Annotated in this window: 17 protein-coding genes and 1 pseudogene; all 18 read left to right on the top strand. The window is 70.3% G+C overall.

The window, feature by feature from the left end:
* Positions 1 to 2 precede the first annotated feature (2 nt).
* The 18 genes and pseudogenes from mraY (at position 3) to dnaE (ending at position 20834) form a co-directional block, all read left to right on the top strand.
* On the top strand, positions 3 to 1118 hold the full coding sequence (gene mraY, locus LPA41_RS36230) for a phospho-N-acetylmuramoyl-pentapeptide-transferase (protein WP_229075778.1): 1116 nt from the start codon (positions 3 to 5) through the stop codon (positions 1116 to 1118).
* Between the two features lie 78 nt (positions 1119 to 1196).
* A pseudogene (locus tag LPA41_RS36225) lies at positions 1197 to 2664 on the top strand (FtsW/RodA/SpoVE family cell cycle protein); the annotation flags it as partial.
* Entirely contained in the window at positions 2585 to 3688 is a 1104-nt protein-coding gene (gene murG / locus LPA41_RS36220) for an undecaprenyldiphospho-muramoylpentapeptide beta-N-acetylglucosaminyltransferase (RefSeq protein ID WP_229075776.1), read from the top strand. The pseudogene LPA41_RS36225 and the gene murG, both read left to right, overlap by 80 nt.
* A 28-nt stretch (positions 3689 to 3716) precedes the next feature.
* The gene (gene murC, locus LPA41_RS36215; RefSeq protein ID WP_229075775.1) at positions 3717 to 5153 is read left to right on the top strand and encodes a UDP-N-acetylmuramate--L-alanine ligase; all 1437 of its coding nucleotides are present in this window, start codon (positions 3717 to 3719) and stop codon (positions 5151 to 5153) included.
* A 3-nt stretch (positions 5154 to 5156) separates the two neighbouring features.
* Positions 5157 to 5924, top strand: a complete 768-nt coding sequence (locus LPA41_RS36210; RefSeq protein ID WP_229075774.1) for a cell division protein FtsQ/DivIB — start codon at positions 5157 to 5159, stop codon at positions 5922 to 5924.
* Positions 5925 to 6218: 294 nt separating this feature from the next.
* Positions 6219 to 7349, top strand: coding sequence for a cell division protein FtsZ (ftsZ, locus tag LPA41_RS36205; RefSeq protein WP_229075773.1), 1131 nt, complete (start codon positions 6219 to 6221; stop codon positions 7347 to 7349).
* Between the two features lie 9 nt (positions 7350 to 7358).
* Positions 7359 to 8069, top strand: coding sequence for a YggS family pyridoxal phosphate-dependent enzyme (locus tag LPA41_RS36200; protein WP_229075772.1), 711 nt, complete (start codon positions 7359 to 7361; stop codon positions 8067 to 8069).
* 221 nt (positions 8070 to 8290) lie between these two features.
* Positions 8291 to 9016 (top strand): cell division protein SepF, encoded by a 726-nt coding sequence (locus LPA41_RS36195; protein ID WP_229075771.1) that lies wholly within the window; start codon positions 8291 to 8293, stop codon positions 9014 to 9016.
* A 23-nt stretch (positions 9017 to 9039) separates the two neighbouring features.
* Entirely contained in the window at positions 9040 to 9345 is a 306-nt protein-coding gene (locus LPA41_RS36190; RefSeq protein WP_229075770.1) for a YggT family protein, read from the top strand.
* A gap of 43 nt (positions 9346 to 9388) precedes the next feature.
* On the top strand, positions 9389 to 10201 hold the full coding sequence (locus LPA41_RS36185) for a DivIVA domain-containing protein (protein ID WP_229075769.1): 813 nt from the start codon (positions 9389 to 9391) through the stop codon (positions 10199 to 10201).
* A gap of 50 nt (positions 10202 to 10251) precedes the next feature.
* Complete coding sequence (locus LPA41_RS36180; protein WP_229075768.1) at positions 10252 to 11286, top strand: hypothetical protein; 1035 nt, start codon at positions 10252 to 10254, stop codon at positions 11284 to 11286.
* A 275-nt stretch (positions 11287 to 11561) separates the two neighbouring features.
* The gene (locus LPA41_RS36175; protein ID WP_229075767.1) at positions 11562 to 11825 is read left to right on the top strand and encodes a DUF167 domain-containing protein; all 264 of its coding nucleotides are present in this window, start codon (positions 11562 to 11564) and stop codon (positions 11823 to 11825) included.
* A gap of 311 nt (positions 11826 to 12136) precedes the next feature.
* On the top strand, positions 12137 to 12559 hold the full coding sequence (locus tag LPA41_RS36170) for a TraR/DksA family transcriptional regulator (protein ID WP_229075766.1): 423 nt from the start codon (positions 12137 to 12139) through the stop codon (positions 12557 to 12559).
* A complete protein-coding gene (lspA, locus tag LPA41_RS36165; protein WP_229075765.1) occupies positions 12532 to 13143 on the top strand; it encodes a signal peptidase II in 612 nt (203 codons plus the stop codon). Before LPA41_RS36170 ends, lspA begins: the two co-directional genes overlap by 28 nt.
* Before the next feature lie 150 nt (positions 13144 to 13293).
* Positions 13294 to 14223 (top strand): RluA family pseudouridine synthase, encoded by a 930-nt coding sequence (locus LPA41_RS36160; RefSeq protein ID WP_374238256.1) that lies wholly within the window; start codon positions 13294 to 13296, stop codon positions 14221 to 14223.
* A gap of 88 nt (positions 14224 to 14311) precedes the next feature.
* Positions 14312 to 15250 carry a hypothetical protein gene (locus tag LPA41_RS36155; protein ID WP_229075763.1) on the top strand — a complete coding sequence of 313 codons (939 nt, stop codon included), beginning with the start codon at positions 14312 to 14314 and terminating at the stop codon, positions 15248 to 15250.
* A gap of 205 nt (positions 15251 to 15455) precedes the next feature.
* Positions 15456 to 17255, top strand: coding sequence for an AAA family ATPase (locus LPA41_RS36150; protein ID WP_229075762.1), 1800 nt, complete (start codon positions 15456 to 15458; stop codon positions 17253 to 17255).
* Positions 17256 to 17300: 45 nt separating this feature from the next.
* Positions 17301 to 20834 carry a DNA polymerase III subunit alpha gene (gene dnaE, locus LPA41_RS36145; RefSeq protein WP_229075761.1) on the top strand — a complete coding sequence of 1178 codons (3534 nt, stop codon included), beginning with the start codon at positions 17301 to 17303 and terminating at the stop codon, positions 20832 to 20834.
* Positions 20835 to 20863 lie beyond the last annotated feature (29 nt).

The raw sequence follows: 20863 nt of genomic DNA, 5'->3' as shown, positions 1-20863 counted from the left end.
CCGTGAGGGCAGTAATCGTCGCGGCCGCGGTCGCCTTTCTCATCTCACTGTTCGGCACCCCGATCGCGATCCGGGTCTTCTCGGCGCTCAAGGCCGGACAGCCGATCCGCACCATCGGCCCCGCCACCCACATGGGCAAGAAGGGCACGCCGACGATGGGCGGGGTGGCGTTCATCATCGCCACCGTCTTCGCCTACGTGGCCGGTCACCTCGCGCTGACCACCCTGCCGGACCGGCAGATCGCGCAGGAGAAGCCGACCATGACCGCACTGGTCCTGCTCGGCATCTTCGTGTTCTGCGGCGCGGTCGGCTTCCTGGACGACTTCCTCAAGGTCCGTAAGCGCAACTCGGACGGTCTCAGCGCCAAGGGCAAGCTCCTCGGCCAGCTGATCATCGGTACCGGCTTCGGCATCGCGGCGCTCTACTTCCCGAGCACCAACGGCCAGACCGTCGCGAGCGAGAAGATCTCGTTCATCCGGGACGTGAGCTGGCTCGACGTCGGCAAGGTCGGCTCGGTCATGGTCTTCGTCTTCGTGATCATGGCGATGTCGAACGGCGTGAACCTCACCGACGGCCTCGACGGCCTGGCCACCGGCGCGTCCATCCTGGTCCTCGGGGCGTACTCGCTGATCGGCTTCTGGCAGTACCGGCACTGGTGCGGTGACGACGACTACCGGACCACGAGCGCGCTGACCGAAGCACACTGCTATCAGGTGCGAGATCCACTGGAAATCGCGATGATCTCAGCGGCGGCGGCAGCGGCCTGTGTCGGCTTCCTCTGGTGGAACACCAACCCGGCCCGGATCTTCATGGGTGACACCGGCGCGCTCGCCCTCGGCGGCCTGATCGGCGGTCTCGCCGTCGCCACCCGGACGACCCTGCTCTCGGTCATCATCGGCGGCCTCTTCGTCATCATCACGATGTCCGTGGTCATCCAGATCATCTCCTTCAAGACCACCGGCAAGCGGGTCTTCCGGATGTCACCGCTTCAGCACCACTTCGAACTGGCCGGCTGGAGCGAGGTCAACATCGTCGTCCGCTTCTGGATCATCGCCGGCATCTGCGCGGCGATCGGCCTCGGCCTGTTCTACAGCGATCACCTGGCGGTGATGGGCTGAGAGTCGGATGGCTCGCAACAATCGCGACACGCCGGGCGGTGACGGTCGGGATGGTGGACATCGGACGATGATGGGGTTATGGCGGACGACCGTACTCAACAGGCCCGCCCGTCGCTGAGCCGGCAGCTGCTGCCCGCCGTGCACGGGATGCTGGCCCGGCCCCTCTCGTCCTACTACCTGCTGATCTCCAGTTCCGGTCTGCTGCTGCTGATCGGGCTCACCATGGTGTTCTCGGCGACGAGCGTGGAGGCGTTCGCGAAGAACGGCAACGCGTTCTCGGACATCTCCAGCCAGGCGGTGTACGCACTGCTCGGCCTGATCGCGTTCTGGGTCTGCCAGCGGTTGCCGGCGGCGACCCTGCGGACGCTCGGCAAGTACGTGCTGGGCGTCGCGATCGTGCTGCTCGTGATCTTGGCGGTGCTGCACGCACTGGCCTCGGCGAAGATCGGCTCGGGTCGGCTCGGGCCGATCCGGGCGAACCTGAACTGGTTGTACCTCGGGCCGGTCAGCCTGCAGCCGGGCGAGATCGCCAAGATGGGCATGGTGCTCTGGGGCGCCGACGTGATCGCCCGCAAGGGGCCGAAACTGGGTCACTGGCGCGAGCTGGCGATGCCGCTGTTCCCGGTGGTGGGTCTGCTGTTCGTGCTGGTCGGGTACAACGACCTCGGCACCATGCTGGTGCTGCTCGGCCTGATCGTCGGGCTGCTCTGGGCGGCGGGCGTGCGGATGCGGTTCTTCGCGGCCCTCGGCGTGCTGGGACTGGCCGGCGTCGGCCTGCTGATCGCGGCGGCGTCGCGGGGTGCCGGGTCCGGCTCGGAGGGCGCGCCCAACTACCGGGTGGAACGACTGACCAGCTTCCTGACGCCGCTCAGCGAGTGCGACGTGGACGGCGCCTGCTATCAGATCGTCCAGGGTCGTTCGGCGATCTTCGAGGGCGGCTGGTTCGGGGTGGGGCTCGGCAAGGGCGCGCTGAAGTGGGGCTGGGTGCCGGAGGCGGAGAACGACTTCATCTTCGCGATCGTCGCCGAGGAACTCGGCGTGATCGGGTGTGCGGTGGTGCTGGGGTTGCTCTCCGTGCTCGCGTACACCGGGTTCCGGATCGCCCGCCGGTCCGGTGACCCGTTCCGCCGGCTCGCCGCCTCCGGGATCACCACCTGGCTGGTCGCCCAGGCCGTGATCAACATGGGTGGGGTGGTCGGGCTGCTGCCCATCACCGGTCTTCCGCTACCGTTCATCTCCGCAGGTGGTAGTGCCCTTGTCGTGACGCTGGCGGCGATCGGCGTGCTGGCGTCCTTCGCCCGGTCGGAGCCGGACGCGGCGCGAGCGCTGAACGCCCGTCCGACGCCTCGATGGGTACGACTAGTGTGGGCCCCGCTGCCGCCGCTCCCCCCGCCGCGGCGGCCGGGAAAGCCGCGTCCGCCGGTGCAGAAGAAGCCCGTTGAGGTGGGGGACGGAAGGAGACGGTGATGGTCCAGCTGCGGTCGGTCGTGCTCGCCGGAGGAGGCACCGGCGGTCACATCTATCCGCTGCTCGCCTTCGCCGACGCGCTGCGGCGCCACTTCCCGCACATCCGGATCACGACGCTGGGCAGCCCCAAGGGCATGGAGAACCAGCTGATCCCGGCGGCGGGTTACGACCTGCGCAACATCCCGGCGTTCCAGCTGCCCCGGTCGCTGAACCTGGACCTGCTGCGCACCCCGGACCGGATGTACCGGTCGGCCGCCGCGGCCGGCGAGGTGATCGACGAGGTGCAGGCCGAGGTGGTCGTCGGGTTCGGCGGCTACGTCTCGGTGCCGGCCTACCTCGCGGCTTGGCGCCGGGAGCTGCCGATCGTGATCCACGAGGTCAACGTGCCGCCGGGGGTGGCGAACCGGATGGGCATGAAGTTCACCAAGCGGATCGCGGTGGGCTTCCCGCACCAGCTGGAGCAGGCGGAGTCGCTGCGCAACGCCCGCCTGGTCGGTGTGCCGCTGCGCACCGGCATCACCGGCATGGACCGGCCGGCCCTGCGGCCGCAGGCGCTCTACCACTTCGGGCTGCGCCCCGACCTGCCGGTGCTCTTCGTCTCCGGCGGCTCGTCCGGCGCGCGGTCCGTCAACCTGGCGGTCGCCGCGGCGGCCAAGCGGCTCGCCCACGCCGGCATCCAGGTGCTGCACGTGCAGGGTGGCCGCAACGACCCGTTCGACGTGCCGAGTGACCTCCCGGTGCCGTACGTGGTGGTGCCGTATCTGTCCGAGATGGAACTCGGTTATGCGGCCGCGGACCTGATGCTCTGCCGGGGCGGCGCGATCACCGTGGCCGAGACCACGGCGCTCGGCATGCCGGCGATCTACGTGCCCTACCCGTTCAGCAACCAGGAGCAGCGGCGTAACGCGCTCCCGGTGGTGGAGTCGGGCGGCGGCCTGCTGGTGGACAACAGCGAGCTGACGCCGGACTGGATCGAACGCAACATCATCCCGCTGGCCCGGGACCGGCAGCGGCTTGCCGGGATGGGTGCGGCGGCGGCACGGTACGGGCGGCGGGACGGCGACGAGGCGCTGCTGCGTTATGTGCTCGAAGCGGTGAGCTGAGGTTCACGTTGACAGAGGGAGCAGGACTGTGACTACGGCGGAGCTGACGCCGGCCGGCGAGTTGACCGCCGAGGACCTGGGCAGCGTTCATCTGATCGGCATCGGCGGGGTCGGCATGGCCGGCCTGGCCCGCCTGCTGCTGACCCGGGGCGTCCCGGTCTCCGGCAGCGAACTGCGCGAGTGGCCGGCGCTGGCGGCGCTGCGGGCGCTCGGCGGCACCGTGCACATGGCGCACGTGCCGTCGAACCTGGACGGCGTCGACACCGTCGTCTACTCGACCGCGATCCCGCAGGACCACATCGAGATGGTCGAGGCACGCCGGCGCGGGCTGCGGGTGATGCACCGCTCGGAGGCCCTCGCCGCGGCCATGACGAACCGGCGGAGCATCGCGATCGCCGGCACCCACGGCAAGACCACCACCACGTCGATCATGACGGTGATCCTGCAGCACGCCGGGCAGGACCCGTCCTTCGTGATCGGCGGGGAGATCTCCGAGGCGGGCGCGGCCGGGCACCACGGCACCGGTCCGTACTTCGTGGTCGAGGCCGACGAGAGCGACAAGTCGTTCCTGATCTACCGGCCGCATGTCGCGATCATCACGAACATCGAGGGCGACCACCTCAACAACTGGGGTGATCTGGAGTCGCTGAAGGCCGGCTTCCTGGAGTTCGGCTCGCTCGCCGACGGCTTCGTGGTGACCTGCGCGGACGGGCCGGGCACCGACGAGCTGATCGCCGGGCTGCGGGCGGCCGGGAAGACGGTCTACACCTACGGCGAGTCCGAGGGTGCCGACCTGCGCATCTCCGGCGTCGTCTCGTCCACCAGCGGCGTCCGCTACCAGGCCGAGCTGGAGGGCAAGCCGCTCGGTGAGCTGAAGCTGGCGCTGCCCGGCAAGCACATGGGCCTGAACAGCGCGGCCACCGTGCTGACCGCCCTCAAGCTGGGTCTGCCGCTGGACAAGGTGGTGGAGGCACTGGAGTCGTTCCCGGGCGTGCGGCGCCGCTTCGAGCGCAAGGGCATCGCCGCGGGGGTCCGGGTCTACGACGAGTACGCGTACCACCCGACCTCCGTCCTGGCGGCGCTGCGCACGCTGCGCGAGGTGGCCGGGGACGGCCGTCTGCTCGTGGTCTTCCAGCCGTACCGGGTGTACCGCACCCGTGACCTGCAGGCGGAACTCGCCGAAGGCCTGGCCGTCGCCGACGAGGTGATCTGCATGGAGGTCTTCGGGCCAGGGGAGACCCGCGGCCCGGGCGAGGGCGGCCGGGCGCTGACCGCGGCGATCGACCTGCCCGCCGACCGCAAGGTCTTCGTGCCGGACTGGGACGACGTGGCGGCCGAGGTGGTCCGCCGCAGCCGCCCCGGTGACGTGGTGGTGACGATGGGCGCGCCGCCGATCTCGCTGATGGGTGACGAGTTGCTGGCCGCGCTCGCCGAGGCGGACCAGCAGCCGGACCTGGCCCACTGATCGATGGCCGGCGGGGGGACGCGCAACTGGCGGCTGGTGCGGGCCGGTACGGACGCCGTACCGCCGTCGGCGCGCCGTTTCATGGCCCGGGCCCGGCAGCGCCGGCTGCGGGCCGCGCTGCCGTGGCTGGTCGGTGCCGGTGTGCTGCTGGTCGTCGGCGGGCTGGCCTGGGTGGTCTACGGCACCTCGGTGCTGGGGGTCCGCCAGGTCGAGGTGGTCGGCACCGAACTGCTCACCCCGGACCAGGTGCGTCAGGCCGCCGCGATCCCGCCGGACCGGCCGCTGGCCCGGGTGGACCTGGGCGCGGCGGGTGCGCGGGTGCGCGGCCTGCCCGCCGTGGACCAGGTGGTGATCACCCGGAGCTGGCCGTCGACGGTGGTGGTCGAGGTGGTCGAGCGCGTCGCGGTGGCGGCGGTGCCGGCGAAGCAGGGGTTCATCCTGATCGACGACCAGGGTGTGCCGTTCCGGGCGGTGGCGAAGCAGCCGCGTGGTCTGCCGCTGGCCCGGCTCACCGCGCCGGGGCCGCTGGACACGAACACCGCCTCGGCGCTGACCGTGCTGGGCTCGCTGAGTGACGAACTCCGCAGTCAGCTCGTGGCGGTGACCGTCCCCTCACCGGTGCAGATCCGGTTGGAGTTACGGAAGGGCCGGGTCGTCATCTGGGGTGACGACACGAAGAGCGGTGAGAAGAGCAAGGTGGCGACCGAGCTGCTCGGGCAGAAGGGCGACGAGATTGACGTGAGCGCCCCGACGGTTGTCACGATTCGGTAAATAGCAGTTTAACCGGACAACTGTCACGGAACGGAATAATAAGGTTGAGGTTACGGGTCAGTCGGATACTCGCCACGTAAGCGGACGCGACACGCCGCTCGAGGTCTTTGGTCGCGGGCGGATGTTTGCTTACGTTGCGTCGAGAGGTTCGAGTGGTTGACATAACTCTGAACCTCTAGTAGAGGGTGAGGGTTTCCTCGCCCTCCCTTGTACGGCAGCGTTTGTCGAAGTGCGGATTCTCGGACCGCAGGGGCCGTCGACATTCGCCCACCCTGGAAGGGAAGGCTGAGCCCGATGACACCTCCACACAACTACCTTGCGGTCATCAAGGTCGTCGGTATCGGCGGCGGCGGCGTGAACGCCGTGAACCGCATGATCGAGGTTGGGCTCAAAGGCGTCGAGTTCATCGCGATCAACACAGACGCCCAGGCGCTGCTGATGAGCGACGCCGACGTGAAGCTCGACGTCGGCCGGGAGCTGACCCGGGGCCTCGGCGCCGGCGCACAGCCCGAGGTCGGCAAGAACGCCGCCGAGGACCACCGGGACGAGATCGAGGAGGTCCTCAAGGGGGCCGACATGGTCTTCGTGACCTGTGGCGAGGGCGGCGGCACCGGCACCGGCGGCGCGCCCGTCGTGGCCAACATCGCCCGCAAGCTCGGCGCGCTCACCATCGGCGTGGTCACCCGCCCGTTCTCCTTCGAGGGCAAGCGGCGCCAGGTCCAGGCCGAGGCCGGCATCGACGAGCTGCGCAACCAGTGCGACACGCTCATCGTGATCCCGAACGACCGGCTGCTCGCGCTCGGCGACCGCGGCATCAGCATGATGGACGCGTTCCGCCAGGCCGACCAGGTGCTGCTCTCCGGTGTGCAGGGCATCACCGACCTGATCACCACGCCGGGTCTGATCAACCTGGACTTCGCCGACGTCAAGAGCGTCATGAGCAACGCGGGCAGCGCGCTCATGGGCATCGGCAGCGCGCGCGGCGACAACCGCGCGGTCGAGGCGGCCGAGCGTGCGATCTCCAGCCCGCTGCTGGAGCAGAGCATGGACGGCGCGCGCGGCGTGCTGCTCTCCATCGCGGGCGGGTCGGATCTCGGCCTGTTCGAGATCAACGACGCGGCGCAGCTCGTCACGGACGCCGCCCACCCGGACGCCAACATCATCTTCGGTGCGGTGATCGACGACGCGCTCGGCGACGAGGTCCGGGTCACGGTGATCGCGGCGGGCTTCGACGGCGGTTCTCCGTCGTACAAGCCGGCCGAGCCCGCGCGCAAGGTGCCGGCGCCCTCGCAGGGTGGGCTGGCCAACGCGCCGACCATCCCGGTGACGCCGCCGCCCCCGCCGGTCCCGACCACGCCGCCGCCGCGCAAGTCGGTGCTGTTCGACGACGTGGACGTGCCGGACTTTCTCAAGAACGGCTCCTGAGCACTGCTGATGGAACGTGATGAACGGCGGCGGGCTGAGCTCGCCGCCAATCTTCTTGGGGTGCGGGAACGGATCGCCCGGGCGTGCGAGGCTGCCGGGCGCCCGGCGGACAGCGTGACCCTGACCGCGGTGACCAAGACCTACCCGGCGAGCGACGTCGTGCTGCTCGCCGGGCTGGGCGTCACCGACGTCGGGGAGAACAAGGACCAGGAGGCGGCCGCCAAGGCGGCGCAGGCGCACGCTGCCGGCGCACGCCTGCGCTGGCACTTCGTCGGTCAGCTGCAGCGCAACAAGGCCAAATCGGTGGTGTCGTACGCGGACGTGGTCGAGTCGGTGGACTCGGAACGCCTGGCCGTGGCGCTGGGCCGGGCCGCGCAGGAACGCGAGGTGCCGCTGGACGTGCTGATCCAGATCAGTCTCGACGGCGATCCGGCACGCGGTGGTGTGGTTGAAAATGATCTTTGGCGGGTATCCGACACGGTGACCTCTTCGGACGGTCTGCGGCTCGCCGGCGTGATGGCGGTGGCGCCGCTGGGCTGGGACCCGGATCGGGCATTCGAGCGGCTGGCCCTGCTGGCCGGGCGGATGAGCGACCGGTACCCGGGCGCCACGACGGTCTCCGCGGGCATGAGCGGCGACCTCGAGGCGGCCGTGCGTCACGGGGCGACACACGTACGGATCGGTACTTCTTTGCTCGGGATGCGAAACTCGCTGCGGTAGCCTTGCGCCGGGCAGCAAACTACACAGGTGTTGTTTTACGCGACGCGCCCCAGCACGGCGGCCGCCGCGTCCGACGACGCAGCGTCGCAGCGGGTCGTGGGTCCGAATCGGATCCGGGTCATCGGCCCGCACAAGGGGGGACGCGGCACGCCGAACGCCGGGTGCGGGCCGCACAGCGGACACGGAGGTGGGGGCATGGACACTCGGCAGGGAGGGGGAGCATGAGCGCGTTGCGTAAGGCGGGCGTCTGGCTCGGCCTCGTCGAGGAGGACGACGACCGCGGGTACGACGACCGCGGCTATCGGGAGAGCTCCTACCGTGACCGCGACCGTGATCGTGACCGGGAACGCGGCCGGGAGCGCGAGCGCTACGCCAGCGACCGGTACGCCGACGAGTTCGCCGACGAGGACGAGGACGACGACCGCGCCGTCCCGCGGGCGCGCGCCGAGCGCAGCAGCCGGCTCGACCGGGTCTCCGCGGCCCGTGCCGACCTGGACCGGGAGGAGAGCGAGCGCCTCGATCGGGCGAGCGTGCGCTCCATCACCCGGCCGCCGGTCACGCCGGACCAGGGCAACGCGCTGAGCTACTCGACCCGGGAGAACCTGGCGCTCAAGCCGCAGCCGCAGGTCCAGCCCCAGGTCCAGCCGCGTCCGGTGGAGGAGGAGCAGCGTTACCAGATCACCACGCTGCACCCGACCACCTACCGTGAGGCACGCACCATCGGCGAGCACTTCCGCGACGGTGTCCCGGTCATCATCAATCTCACTGAGATGGATGAATCCGACGCTCGCCGGCTGGTTGACTTCGCCGCCGGGCTGGCTTTCGGCCTGCGGGGTACGATCGAGCGCGTGACCAACCGGGTTTTCCTGCTCTCACCGGCGAATGTCCAGGTCACCGCAGAGGACAAGGCCAAGATCGCTGAGGGCGGCTTCTTCACCCAGAGTTGACCCGAACGAGGGATCCGCCCAACGTGCTGTCGATCGTCTTCCAGAGTCTCTATATCTTGCTGTACCTCTTCTTCATGGTGCTGCTGGCCAGGTTCGTGCTGGGTGCGGTGCTCCAGTACGGACGGCGCTGGCAGCCCAGCCGGGGTGCGTCCGCCGGACTCGAATCCGTGTGGAGCGTCACGGATCCGCCCCTCAAGGCGTTGAGGCGTGTGATCCCACCGCTGCGCATTGGTAACGTGAGTTTGGACCTGGCTTCCATCGTGCTGCTGGTTATCCTGTTCGTGCTCATGAACTTCGTGCTGGTTCCACTGATCAACACATACAGCTAGACAGCAGCCCCAACCGCGGCCGCGACTGACCCGAGGAGTTTCGATGCCGCTGACCCCGGCCGACGTGCACAACGTCGCCTTCAAGAAGCCCCCGATCGGCAAGCGGGGGTATGACGAGGAGGAGGTCGACGCTTTCCTGGACGAGGTGGAGCGCGAGCTCGCCCGTCTGATCGAGGAGAACAACGAGCTGCGCGCCCAGGTGGAGCGCGGTGGCCGGGGTGGCGCGCCAGTGGCCCCGGGTGCCGACCCCCGCATGGCTGCCGAGCTCAACGACCTGAAAGCCCAGCTCGACCGGGTGCAGCGGGACAAGTCCGCGGCCGAGCAGGCCGCCCGGCAGATGCAGGCCGAGCTCGAGCAGGTTCGCGCCCAGGGCCCCGGCCCGGGCAGCGGCCCGACCGGCGCCGACGGCGAGCAGCAGGCGCTCCGGGTGCTGATGATGGCCCAGCGCACCGCCGACGACCACGTGTCCGACGCCCGCCGCGAGGCCGACAAGCTGCTCTCCGACGCCCGTTCCAAGGCCGAGGAGGTCACCCGCGAGGCGCGGGCCAAGGCCGACGCCCTCGAGCGGGACGCACGTCAGCGGCACCAGGAGGCCATGGGTGGCCTGGACGCGAAGCGCACCGCGCTGCAGAAGCACATCGAGGAGCTGAAGCAGTTCGAGCGGGAGTACCGCACGCGCCTCAAGGCGTACCTGGAGAGCCAGCTCCGTGACCTCGACGGTCGTGGGCAGGGCCTCGAGGCCGAGCTGACCCGTGCCGACGCCAGCCGTGCGGTCGGTGGTTCCGGTGGCCTGGCCGCGGCCGGCCTCGCCGGTTCCTACGGCGGCCGGACCAACTCCATCGAATCGGGCCGCTGACCGTAACCCCGGCACGGCGATCGAGAACCGAACCGCGACGAGGATGAGCCATGATCGTTGCTAGTCTCCTGCTCATCCCCGTCGCGGTGGTGTTTCTCGCGCTCGGTCTGATCAACGGTTCGAGCAACCTGCTGATAGCCGCGATCGTGGTGAGCCTGCTCGCCGCGGCCGCTCTGGTGCTGGGCGCCCGGCAGACCGCCGCCCGCCGTCTCGCCGAGGAGCGCGACGGCGACTGGAAGCGCTCCGGGCCGATGCCGGAGGCGCCCGCCCGGACCAGGCACCCCGAGCCCGCGCGGTTCGACGACGAGCCCGCGCGGTTCGACGACGGCGCCGAGTTCGCCGAGCCGGCCGCATACCCGGATTCCGCGCAGTTCGCCGGGACCGCCCAGTACACCGAGACCGGGCAGTACACCGAGACCGGGCAGTACACGCCGGACCGGGACTCGAGTGATCCTTCCGCCGAGAATTCTGCCCCGCCCGCCGCGGCGTTCGCAGGCGAATCCGCCTTCGCCGATCAGGCCGGTGTGGCGCACCGGGACGAATCCGGCATCGACGACGACCGGCTCGCGGCCGAGGCCGCCCGGGAGGCCGGCGAACGGGACGCCGCCGGCCGGCTGGGCCCCGAATCGGGTGCCGTTCCGTCCGCTGCCGCAGACTATGCCGATTCCGACTCGGCACGGGATAACGCCCGGAGGGCCGAGCCGGCCGACGACTACGACCGGGCCGCCTCCACGATCGGCGCGGCGCGCGCGGCGGACGGCACGGACGCCTCCTGGCGCCGCGCCGCCGACGACCAGGATTCCGCCGGCGTCGCCGACGAGTTCGGCGAGCCGGACGACGACGACCCGGACGACGAGCCGCTGCCACAATCGGTCCGGCCCTCCGACGCGGTCCTGGTGGCCCGCCTCGACGCCGAGGTGCTCGTGGTCGACGGGCGGCCCCGCTACCACATGGCGGACTGCCCGCACCTGGTCGGCCGGCTCACCGAGCCGCTGCCGGCGAACGAGGCGGTCGAGCTCGGCTTCAGCCCGTGCGGCCTGTGCCGGCCCGTCGACCGGCTGGTCGCCGCCGTCGCCCAGCGGTGAGCAGCCGCGCGGCGTCCAACAGCAGCAATCGTGCGGGGTCCAGCAGCAATCGTGCGGGGTCCAGCAGCAATCGCGCGGGGTCCAGCAGCAATCGCGCGGGGTCCAGCAGCAGCCGTGCGGGGTCCAACAGCAGCCGTGCGGGGTCCAGCAGCAGTCGCGCGGGGTCCAGCAGCAGCCGCGCGGAGTCCAGCAGCAGTCGTGCGGCGTCGGACCGCGTCGAACACGGCGGCCGATCCGGTGGCGGACCGCGGGGCGGCGGTCCGGGGTCGGTCGCGGTGCGGGTGCGTCCCGGTGCTGGTCGCGACCGGGTGGGTGGGCGTTACGACGGCCCGCACGGACCCGCGCTGGTCGTCGCGGTGTCCGCCCCGGCGGTCGACGGCCGGGCCACCGAGGCGGTCCGCAGGGCGCTCGCCGAGGCGCTGGGCGTGCGGCCCGCTGACGTGACGCTGCGGATCGGCGCCACCAGCCGGGACAAGGTCTTCACCGTCACGGCTCCGGCGCAGGCGTGGGAGCAGCGGTTGGCAGCCCTGCTCCAATGACTCTTGGTAAGCAGTGAGTCACCTGAGGTGTATCGTCGGGTATCCGGCGGCCCGCTGACTCGTTTCGGCTGGTTTGTCGCCGGACGGGTGGGATGGCGGGTTGTCGGGGTCGCTCACCTTCCGTATCCTTGCCACCCTCATACGTGCGCGGCTGCTTTCCTGCCGCGCCGTTTCTGCAGGTGGGGGAGGATCTACGGCCGGGGACCCCGCCCGCGGACACGGGGAACATGACCAGGGGACGCCGGGGCGCCGCCCCGCACGTCCCGCAGACCGTCGATCGCCGCGCGTGGTGCGCGGCCGAGGGAGCGACGATGGCCAAGGCAACCGAAGTCCGGTCCGGTTCGGCCGGTGGATCCGCCGCGGAGCGGAGCCGCACCGCCGCGGAGACCGAGGAGATCCGGCAGGCTCTGGTCGCGCGGCTGAACGAACTGCAGGCCGAGTACGATCAGTCGCTCAGCGAGATCACCGAGTTGCAGCGCGAGCGGTTCGCCGACTCGGCCGGGGACGACCAGGCCGACACCGGAACCAAGACGTTCGAGCGGGAGCAGGAGATCACGCTGGCCAACAACCTGCTCGAGCGGATCACACAGGTGGAACGCGCCATCGATCGGCTCGGGGCGGGCAACTACGGTTGGTGTGAGCGGTGCGGAAACCAGATCCCGGTCGAGCGACTGGCGGCGTTCCCGTCCGCGACCCTGTGTGTCTCATGCAAGCAGTTGGAGGAACGACGCTGAACGCCGAGGAGCCAGCGACCGCCCCGAAGCGGTTCGCGCCCCGTGCCGTGACCATCCTGGCCGTCACCGCGGTGATCGCGGTGGCGCTCGACCAGTGGGTCAAGCACCTCTCCACCGAGAACCTGGAACCCGGCGAGCCGGTCCGCATCCTGGGTGGCTTAGTCCACCTGTCGCTGCTGCGCAACAGCGGTGCGGCGTTCAGCTTCGGCAGTTCGTTCACCTGGGTGTTCCCGCTGATCACCCTGGTGGTGGTCGGCTGGATCGGCTGGATGGCCACGCGACTGCGGTCGGTGCCCTGGGCTGTCGCGCTGGGCCTGGTGCTCGGCGGCGCGCTGGGCAACCTCGGCGACCGGCTGTTCCGGGCGCCGAGTTTCCTGCACGGTCACGTGGTCGACATGATCAGTGTCTTCGGGCCGTACGGCGAGTACTTCGCGGTCTTCAACATCGCCGACAGCTGCCTGAGTGTCGGCGTGGTGCTCGCGGTGCTGCTCGAACTGACCGGCCGGCAGCGCGACGGCAGCCGCCTGGTCTCCGAAAAGAAGGCCAAGGCCACGAAAGAAAAGGAAGCGGGGGAGCCGGCATGAGCGAGCTTGCGAGCGAATCGGCTGGCTCAGTGGTGGACTCATGTCGGCGCCGGAGCGCAGCGGAGGGGGCGGCATGAGCGAGCTTGCGAGCGAATCGGCTGGCTCAGTGGTGGACTCATGTCGGCGCCGGAGCGTAGCGGAGGTGACGGCATGAGCGGGCAGCGTTCTTTGCCGGTGCCGGACGGGCTTGACGGGATGCGGCTGGACCAGGCGGTCTCGCGGCTCTTCGGGCTGTCCCGGACCGCCGCGGCGACCCTGGTGGAGTCCGGCGACGCGCTTGTCGACGGGGTGGTCCGGACCAAGTCGGAAAAGGTGGCCGCCGGTTCCTGGCTGGAGGTGACCCTGCCCGCGCCGGTCGCCGCCCCCGTGGTGGTGGCCGCGCCGGTGCACGGCATGAAGATCATCTACAGCGACGACGACATCGTCGTGGTGGACAAGCCGGTCGGTGTGGCCGCGCACCCCAGCCCCGGCTGGACCGGTCCGACGGTGGTCGGCGGGCTGCTCGCGATGGGGCAGAACGTGGCGACCACCGGCGCGGCCGAGCGGCAGGGCGTGGTGCACCGGCTCGACGTCGGGACGACCGGCCTCATGGTGGTGGCCAAGAGCGAGATGGCGTACACCGCTCTGAAGCGCGCGTTCAAGGAGCGCGAGGTGGAGAAGCGGTACCACGCCGTGGTGCAGGGACACCTGGACCCGCTGCGCGGCACCGTCGACGCGCCGATCGACCGGCACCCCACCGCCGACTGGAAGTTCGCGGTGATGTCCGGCGGCAAGCCGAGCGTGACGCACTACGACACGCTGGAGGCCTTCCGGTCGGCCAGTCTGGTGGACGTGCGGCTGGAGACCGGGCGGACCCACCAGATCCGGGTGCATTTCTCGGCGCTGCGGCACCCGTGCGTCGGCGACCTGACCTACGGCGCGGATCCCACCCTGGCGGCCCGGCTGAAACTGGACCGTCAGTGGCTGCACGCCCGCGAACTGGCTTTTGCCCACCCCCGGACGCACGATGAGGTCCGGTTCGTCAGCGACTACCCTGACGACCTGAAATACGCGCTGGACGTCCTGGAGGACGCCGGCTGATCCCGTCGGGAGTGCAGACGTGGGCTCCGCGCACGTTCGGCGAGCCGTCCCGGTCCGTTTCGGGGGCGGCTCGTTCCGGTCACTGATCATGACCGCTGTGGCGCTGGCCGCCGTCGTGACGCTCCTCGCCGCGCTGGTCTGGGTGGACCGGGAGCTGCCCGCCGGGGAGGCCACCGGCGTGGTGGTCCAGGTCGGTGTGGTCGAGGGCCAGTCTGTTGACGGCTACCTGGATTCGGCGCGGCACGACATGGCGGTGCTCACCGCTCCTTCGGCCCCGGCGGCCGGCGAGACCTGGGCGCTCGTCGCCCTCCGGGAGTACGCGGCACCCGCCCTGCTGGCCGACCTGCTCGCCGGCGCGGCCGTCGCCCAGGTGTACGCGCGGGTCCCGCTGCCGGACACCCGCACCCCGGTGACCCGGATCGCGGCGCACCAGCTGCCCGGCGACGTGACCGCCGGGATGCTGGCCGCCGCGGTGACCCGGGACCAGGAGGAGGCGGAGTACCTGCGGCTGGCCGCCGCGCTGACCGGCGACGGGCACAATGAGCAGCGGCTGCGGGAGGTCTACCGGACTGCGGCCGGCACCGCGGCGGCGGAGGCGCAGGCCTACCGGACCGGCTGCGCGTGCGTCTTCGCGGCGGTGGTCCGGGCCGTGCCACCCGTGCTGACCGGCCTCGCCACCACGCCCGGCGTCCGCGTCGTCGACCCCGCTCCCGAGGTGTCGCGATTGGACCGGGCCGAGTTCCGGCCGCCGCTGCCCGAGGAGAGCGGCAGCGCGCCGGTGCGTCCCTCGGCCTCCGCCGGGCCGGCCACCGACGCGCCGGTTGCTCCGGCCACCCCGGCGCCGATACCGTCGTCGATCGGGGCGCCTGTGACATCTGCCTCACCCGAAAGTTCGACTGGTACATCGTCGCTTTCCGTATTCCCCGCCGAGCGGTACCTTGCCGTACCCTCGGCGGCGGACGCGAGTGCTGTTCGCGACGGGTACGGCGCGTCATCCGGAGCATCCGGCGGCGAGCCCGGGCGTTAGTTTTTCCGACCGGCGAAACGGCCGGGTGGATGCACGTGCACGACCAGCGTGCCGCTATGTGATCAAGAATGACCCGGAGATGGTCGGTCGGCCGGTGGTCCGACTAGGGTTCACGTCCGTAGCCTGTCAGGGGGCGAGAACCGCGTCCGCCGGGTGTAGACCATCGCCGAGGATGACAATCGGGTAGGCGCAGAAAGGACGAGCCGTGGACGGGACCGAGACCGGCTGGGGCCGGCCTGCGGAACCAGCCCCGCGCTGGCGGGCGCTGCTCGACCGGGCTCGGCACGGTGGCCGCAGCGAGGAACCGGAGGAGACTCCGCAGCCGGAGCAGCAGGCGCCCTGGGGCCAGCAGCAGCCGGGCCGCGCCGCCGCACCGGTGGAGCGCCGGCCGTTCAACCCGCTCGATCCCCGGTCGGCCCAGCACGGGCAGCCCGCGCAGCCGGAACGCCGCGCCGCCGAACCCGACAGGCTGCCGCAGCGGCCGATCAACCCGCTTGATCCGCGCTGGCAGGCCCGGCGCGAGCCCGAGCAGCCGGGCAGCTTCTTCGAGCCGGGCGCACGCTCCGCGGCGCCGACGGCCTCGCCGACCGCCCCGCCCACCCGTGACTTCGGCGCCGGCTCGCCGTCTTCGGCCCGTGACTTCGGTGCCGGTTCGCCGTCTTCGGCCCGCGATTTCGGTGCTGGGTCGCAGCCGTCCTCGGCCCGTGACTTCGGCGCCGCGCCGACGGCCCAGCCGCAGGCCTCGCCGCCGGCCCGGGATTTCGGTTCGGGCGCGCCGGGATACGGCAGCACCTCGCGGGACTACCCGGCCGGCGGTTTCCCGCCCGCCGTGAACGGCTACCAGGCCCCGCCCGCGGCCACCGGATACCCGGCCGCGCCGCAGGCGAACGGCTATGCGCCGGGCGCAGGCGGCTACGCCGGGACGGCTTACCCGCCGCAGGCACCGGCCCCGCAGGCGCCGGCCGCACCAGCACCGTCAGCACAGGCACCGTCAGCACAGGCGCCGGCCGCGCAAGCACCGTCAGCGAGCGCCTATCCGGCGACGGCACCCGCGCCCGCGTACCCCCGCAATCCTGCCGCCCAAGGCCCGGTCGTGCCCCCGCAGGCCGCGCCGCGCATCCCGGCCGCCGCACCGGCGCCGGAGGCCGGCAGTCCGCCGGCCGCCCGGATCGAATGGCGCCAGACGCGCACCGACGACGGTGTGGACCGGGCCGCCTCGGTGCTGCGGCGCAAGCTCGGCAAGCCACGGGTGCTGGCGTTCGCCAACCCCAAGGGCGGCGTCCACAAGACCACCGCGACCGTGCTCGCCGCGGCCACCATCGGCAGTGTCCGGGGCCGTGGCGTGCTGGCCTGGGACGACAACGAGCTGCGCGGCACGCTCGGCCTGCGTGCCGGGAGCGCCCGGCATGCCCGGACGATAAAGCACCTGCTCGCGGACCTGATGCGGATCGAGAGCCTGCACGGCGACGCGCTGCTCCAGGAGCTCGACGCCTATCTGCGGCACGCGTCGGACGGCTCCTACGACGTGCTGGCCGGCGAGGAGAACCCGCGTTTCGCGCAGCGTCTCGACCAGGACACCGTGCGCCGCGTCACCGACCTGCTCCGCCGCACCCACGACGTGATCTGCGTGGACACCGGCAACAACGTGGAGAGCGTCAACTGGCAGACGGTGATGCGCACCGCCGACCAGCTGGTGATCACCACGGTGCCGCGGGAGGACGCCGCGTTCACCGCCGACTGGATGCTCGACGTGCTCGAGGAGAGCGGGATGGGCGAGATGGTGGCGAACGCCGTGACGTTGATCTCGTGTCCGTCGCCGGGTCCGCTGCCGCTGCTCGAGGACTTCAAGAAGCACTTCGCCACCCGGACCCGCGCGGTCGCGGTCGTGCCCTACGACCCGGCGCTGGAGGTCGGCTCCTCGATCGAGTACGGCGACCTCCAGGCCGAGACGAGACAGGCATGGCTGCGGGCCGCGTCGACGATGCTGGAGCCGTTCGCCGAGTGATTTCTCGGCTAGGATTCCTGGGCCGTCGACTTGAGGGGGGTCTAGGTGTCCGACTCGTTCGTGCATCTTCATGTTCACACTGAGTATTCGATGCTCGACGGGGCGGCCCGGATCAAGGAGCTTCTTGCCGAGGCGAAACGGCTCGGCATGCCGGCTGCGGCGATCACCGACCACGGCAACATGCACGGCGCCTACGACTTCTACAAGCAGGCCACAGCCGCCGACGTGATTCCCGTCATCGGTGTCGAGGCCTACGTCGCCCCCGAGTCGCGACTCACCAAGAACCGGATCAAGTGGGGTCGCCCGGAGCAGAAGAGCGACGACATTTCTGGTAACGGTGCGTATACGCACATGACCATGTGGGCGCGCAACGCGGTCGGCCTGAAGAACCTGTTCCGGCTCAACTCGCGGGCCTCCATCGAGGGCCAGCTCGGCAAGTACCCGCGGATGGACTTCGACATCATCGCGGAGCACGCCGAGGGCATCATGGGCACCACCGGCTGCCCGTCCGGCGCGGTGCAGACCCGTCTGCGGCTGGGGCAGTTCGACGAGGCGCTCAAGTCCGCCGCGATGTACCAGGAGGCGCTCGGGGCGGACAACTACTTCCTCGAGATCATGGACCACGGCCTGTCGATCGAGAAGCGGGTCCGGGACGGCCTGCTGGAGATCGGCAAGAAACTCAACATCAAGCCGCTGGTCACCAACGACTCGCACTACGTGCACGAGGAGCAGTCCGCGGCGCACGACGTGCTGCTCTGTGTGCAGACCGGCAGCAACGTCGCCGACCCGAACCGGTTCCGCTTCGACGGCTCCGGCTACTTCGTGAAGTCGGCCGACCAGATGCGCGCCGTCGACTCCTCCGAGGCGTGGCAGGAGGGCTGCCGTACCACGCTGCTGGTGGCCGAGAAGGTGGACACCGAAGGCATGTTCACCTTCAAGAACCTGATGCCCCGGTTCCCGATCCCGGACGGCTTCACCGAGGAGGAGTACTTCCGGCACACGGCGTTCGAGGGCCTGCGCCGGCGTTTCCCGGACGGCATCCCGGAGACCCACGTCAAGCAGGCGGAGTACGAGCTCGGCGTCATCATCCAGATGGGCTTCCCGGCGTACTTCCTGGTGGTCGCCGACTTCATCCAGTGGGCGAAGAACAACGGCATCGCGGTCGGCCCCGGCCGTGGCTCGGCGGCGGGTTCCCTGGTGGCGTACGCGATGGGCATCACCGACCTGGACCCGATCCCGCACGGCCTGATCTTCGAGCGCTTCCTCAACCCGGAGCGCGTCTCGATGCCCGACGTCGACATCGACTTCGACGAGCGCCGGCGCGGTGAGGTGATCCGCTACGTCACCGAGAAGTGGGGCGATGACAAGGTCGCCCAGATCGCCACGTTCGGCACGATCAAGGCCAAGGCTGCGATCAAGGACTCGGCCCGGGTGCTCGGTTACCCGTTCGCGGTCGGCGACAAGATCACCAAGGCGATGCCGCCGGACGTGATGGGCAAGGGCATCACCCTCGGTGGCATCTTCAACAAGGACGACAAGCGGTACAACGAGGCCGGTGAGGTCCGCGGGCTCTACGAGACCGACCCGGACGTCAAGAAGGTCATCGACACCGCGCGGGGCATCGAGGGCCTGATCCGGCAGACCGGTGTGCACGCCGCCGGCGTGATCATGTCGGCCGAGCCGATCATCGACCACATCCCGCTGATGCGCCGGGCCAGCGACGGCGTGATCATCACGCAGTTCGACTACCCGACGTGCGAGACGCTCGGCCTGCTGAAGATGGACTTCCTGGGCCTGCGGAACCTGACCATCCTCGACGACGCCGTGAAGAACATCGAGCTCAACCACGGCAAGGGCCTGGACCTGCTGGCGTTGCCGCTGGACGACAAGGCGGCGTACGAGTTGCTGGCCCGTGGCGACACGCTCGGCGTCTTCCAGCTCGACGGCGGGCCGATGCGCTCGCTGCTGCGGTTGATGAAGCCGGACAACTTCGAGGACATCTCCGCGGTCCTGGCGCTCTACCGGCCCGGCCCGATGGGCGTCGACTCGCACACCAACTACGCGCTGCGCAAGAACGGCCTCCAGGAGATCACTCCGATCCACCCGGAGCTGGAGGAGCCGCTGCGGGAGATCCTGGAACCGACGTACGGCCTGATCGTCTACCAGGAGCAGGTGCAGCGCGCCGCGCAGATCCTCGCCGGTTACACGCTCGGTCAGGCCGACCTGCTGCGCCGGGCCATGGGTAAGAAGAAGAAGGAGATCCTCGACAAGGAGTTCGTGCCGTTCCGTGACGGCTGCCGGGCGCACGGCTACTCCGACGAGGCGATCCAGGCGGTGTGGGACGTTCTGGTGCCGTTCGCCGGCTACGCGTTCAACAAGGCACACTCCGCGGCGTACGGGCTGGTCTCCTACTGGACGGCGTACCTGAAGGCGCACTACCCGGCGGAGTACATGGCCGGGCTGCTGACCAGTGTCGGCGACGACAAGGACAAGATGGCCATGTACCTGGCGGAGTGCCGCCGGATGGGCATCCAGGTGCTTCCGCCGGACGTGAACCAGTCGTCCGGGCCGTTCACCCCGGTCGGCAAGGACATCCGGTTCGGGCTCGGCGCGGTCCGCAACGTCGGCGGCAACGTGGTGGAGGCCATCGCCCGGTGCCGCAAGGAGAAAGGCGACTACACCGACTTCTACGACTTCCTGTCGAAGGTGGACGCGGTGGCCTGCAACAAGCGGACCATCGAATCGCTGATCAAGGCGGGCGCCTTCGACTCGATGAAACACAGCCGCAAGGGCCTGCTCGCGGTGCACGCCGAGGCGATCGACGCGTACGCGGACGTCAAGCGCAACGAGGCCGCCGGCCAGTTCGACCTGTTCGGCGCGTTCGGAGACACCGACTCCGGTGTCTCCTCGACGGTCGCGATGCCGATCATCGGCGACAGCGAGTGGGACAAGCGCGACAAGCTCGCCTTCGAGCGCGAGATGCTCGGCCTCTACGTCTCCGACCACCCGCTCGCCGGCCTGGAGGTGCTGCTCCAGAACGCGGCGGACACCAGCATCGCCGCCCTGGGTGAGGAGGGCTCGGTCCCGGACGGCGCGGTCGTCACCCTGGCCGGCATCCTCACCGGCGTGCAGCGCCGGATCACCAAGCAGGGCCGCGCGTGGGCCTCGGCCACCCTGGAGGACCTGGCCGGTGGCGTCGAGGCGCTGTTCTTCCCGAACACCTACGAGCTGGTCGGGCAGTACATCGCCGAGGACGCGATCGTGGTGGTCAAGGGCCGGATCGACAGGCGCGACGACCAGGCGCGGATCATGGCGATGGACATGTCCATGCCGGACGTCACGCACAACCCGGACAACAAGCCGGTCACCCTGACCATGCCGGTCACCCGCTGTACGCCGCCGCTTGTCGACGAGCTCAAGGAGATCTTGATCAGTCACCCCGGGGACTCCGAGGTGCACGTCCATCTCCAGAACGGCAGCCGCACCACGGTCATGCGCCTCGGCGGGGTCCGGGTGGCACCGACCCCGGCGCTGCGGGCCGACCTCAAGATGATTCTCGGCCCGTCGGCCGTCGCCTGACGGCCGCCGCTGATCTGGAAGGATCGTAG

Origin of the sequence: Actinoplanes sp. DH11, from assembly GCF_020873875.1 — a bacterium.
Taxonomy (GTDB): domain Bacteria; phylum Actinomycetota; class Actinomycetes; order Mycobacteriales; family Micromonosporaceae; genus Actinoplanes.
The sequence above is the reverse complement of the archived record's forward strand: the minus strand, read 5'-3'. Positions and strand labels throughout refer to the sequence as shown.

Bases quoted from the DNA above. Each gene is read 5' to 3' on its own strand.
- murG (WP_229075776.1), top strand. From the start codon at position 2,585: ATGGTCCAGCTGCGGTCGGTCGTGCTCGCCGGAGGAGGCACCGGCGGT.
- LPA41_RS36210 (WP_229075774.1), top strand. From the start codon at position 5,157: ATGGCCGGCGGGGGGACGCGCAACTGGCGGCTGGTGCGGGCCGGTACG.
- ftsZ (WP_229075773.1), top strand. From the start codon at position 6,219: ATGACACCTCCACACAACTACCTTGCGGTCATCAAGGTCGTCGGTATC.
- LPA41_RS36200 (WP_229075772.1), top strand. From the start codon at position 7,359: ATGGAACGTGATGAACGGCGGCGGGCTGAGCTCGCCGCCAATCTTCTT.
- LPA41_RS36195 (WP_229075771.1), top strand. From the start codon at position 8,291: ATGAGCGCGTTGCGTAAGGCGGGCGTCTGGCTCGGCCTCGTCGAGGAG.
- LPA41_RS36185 (WP_229075769.1), top strand. From the start codon at position 9,389: ATGCCGCTGACCCCGGCCGACGTGCACAACGTCGCCTTCAAGAAGCCC.
- LPA41_RS36180 (WP_229075768.1), top strand. From the start codon at position 10,252: ATGATCGTTGCTAGTCTCCTGCTCATCCCCGTCGCGGTGGTGTTTCTC.
- LPA41_RS36170 (WP_229075766.1), top strand. From the start codon at position 12,137: ATGGCCAAGGCAACCGAAGTCCGGTCCGGTTCGGCCGGTGGATCCGCC.
- lspA (WP_229075765.1), top strand. From the start codon at position 12,532: ATGCAAGCAGTTGGAGGAACGACGCTGAACGCCGAGGAGCCAGCGACC.
- LPA41_RS36160 (WP_374238256.1), top strand. From the start codon at position 13,294: ATGAGCGGGCAGCGTTCTTTGCCGGTGCCGGACGGGCTTGACGGGATG.
- LPA41_RS36155 (WP_229075763.1), top strand. From the start codon at position 14,312: ATGACCGCTGTGGCGCTGGCCGCCGTCGTGACGCTCCTCGCCGCGCTG.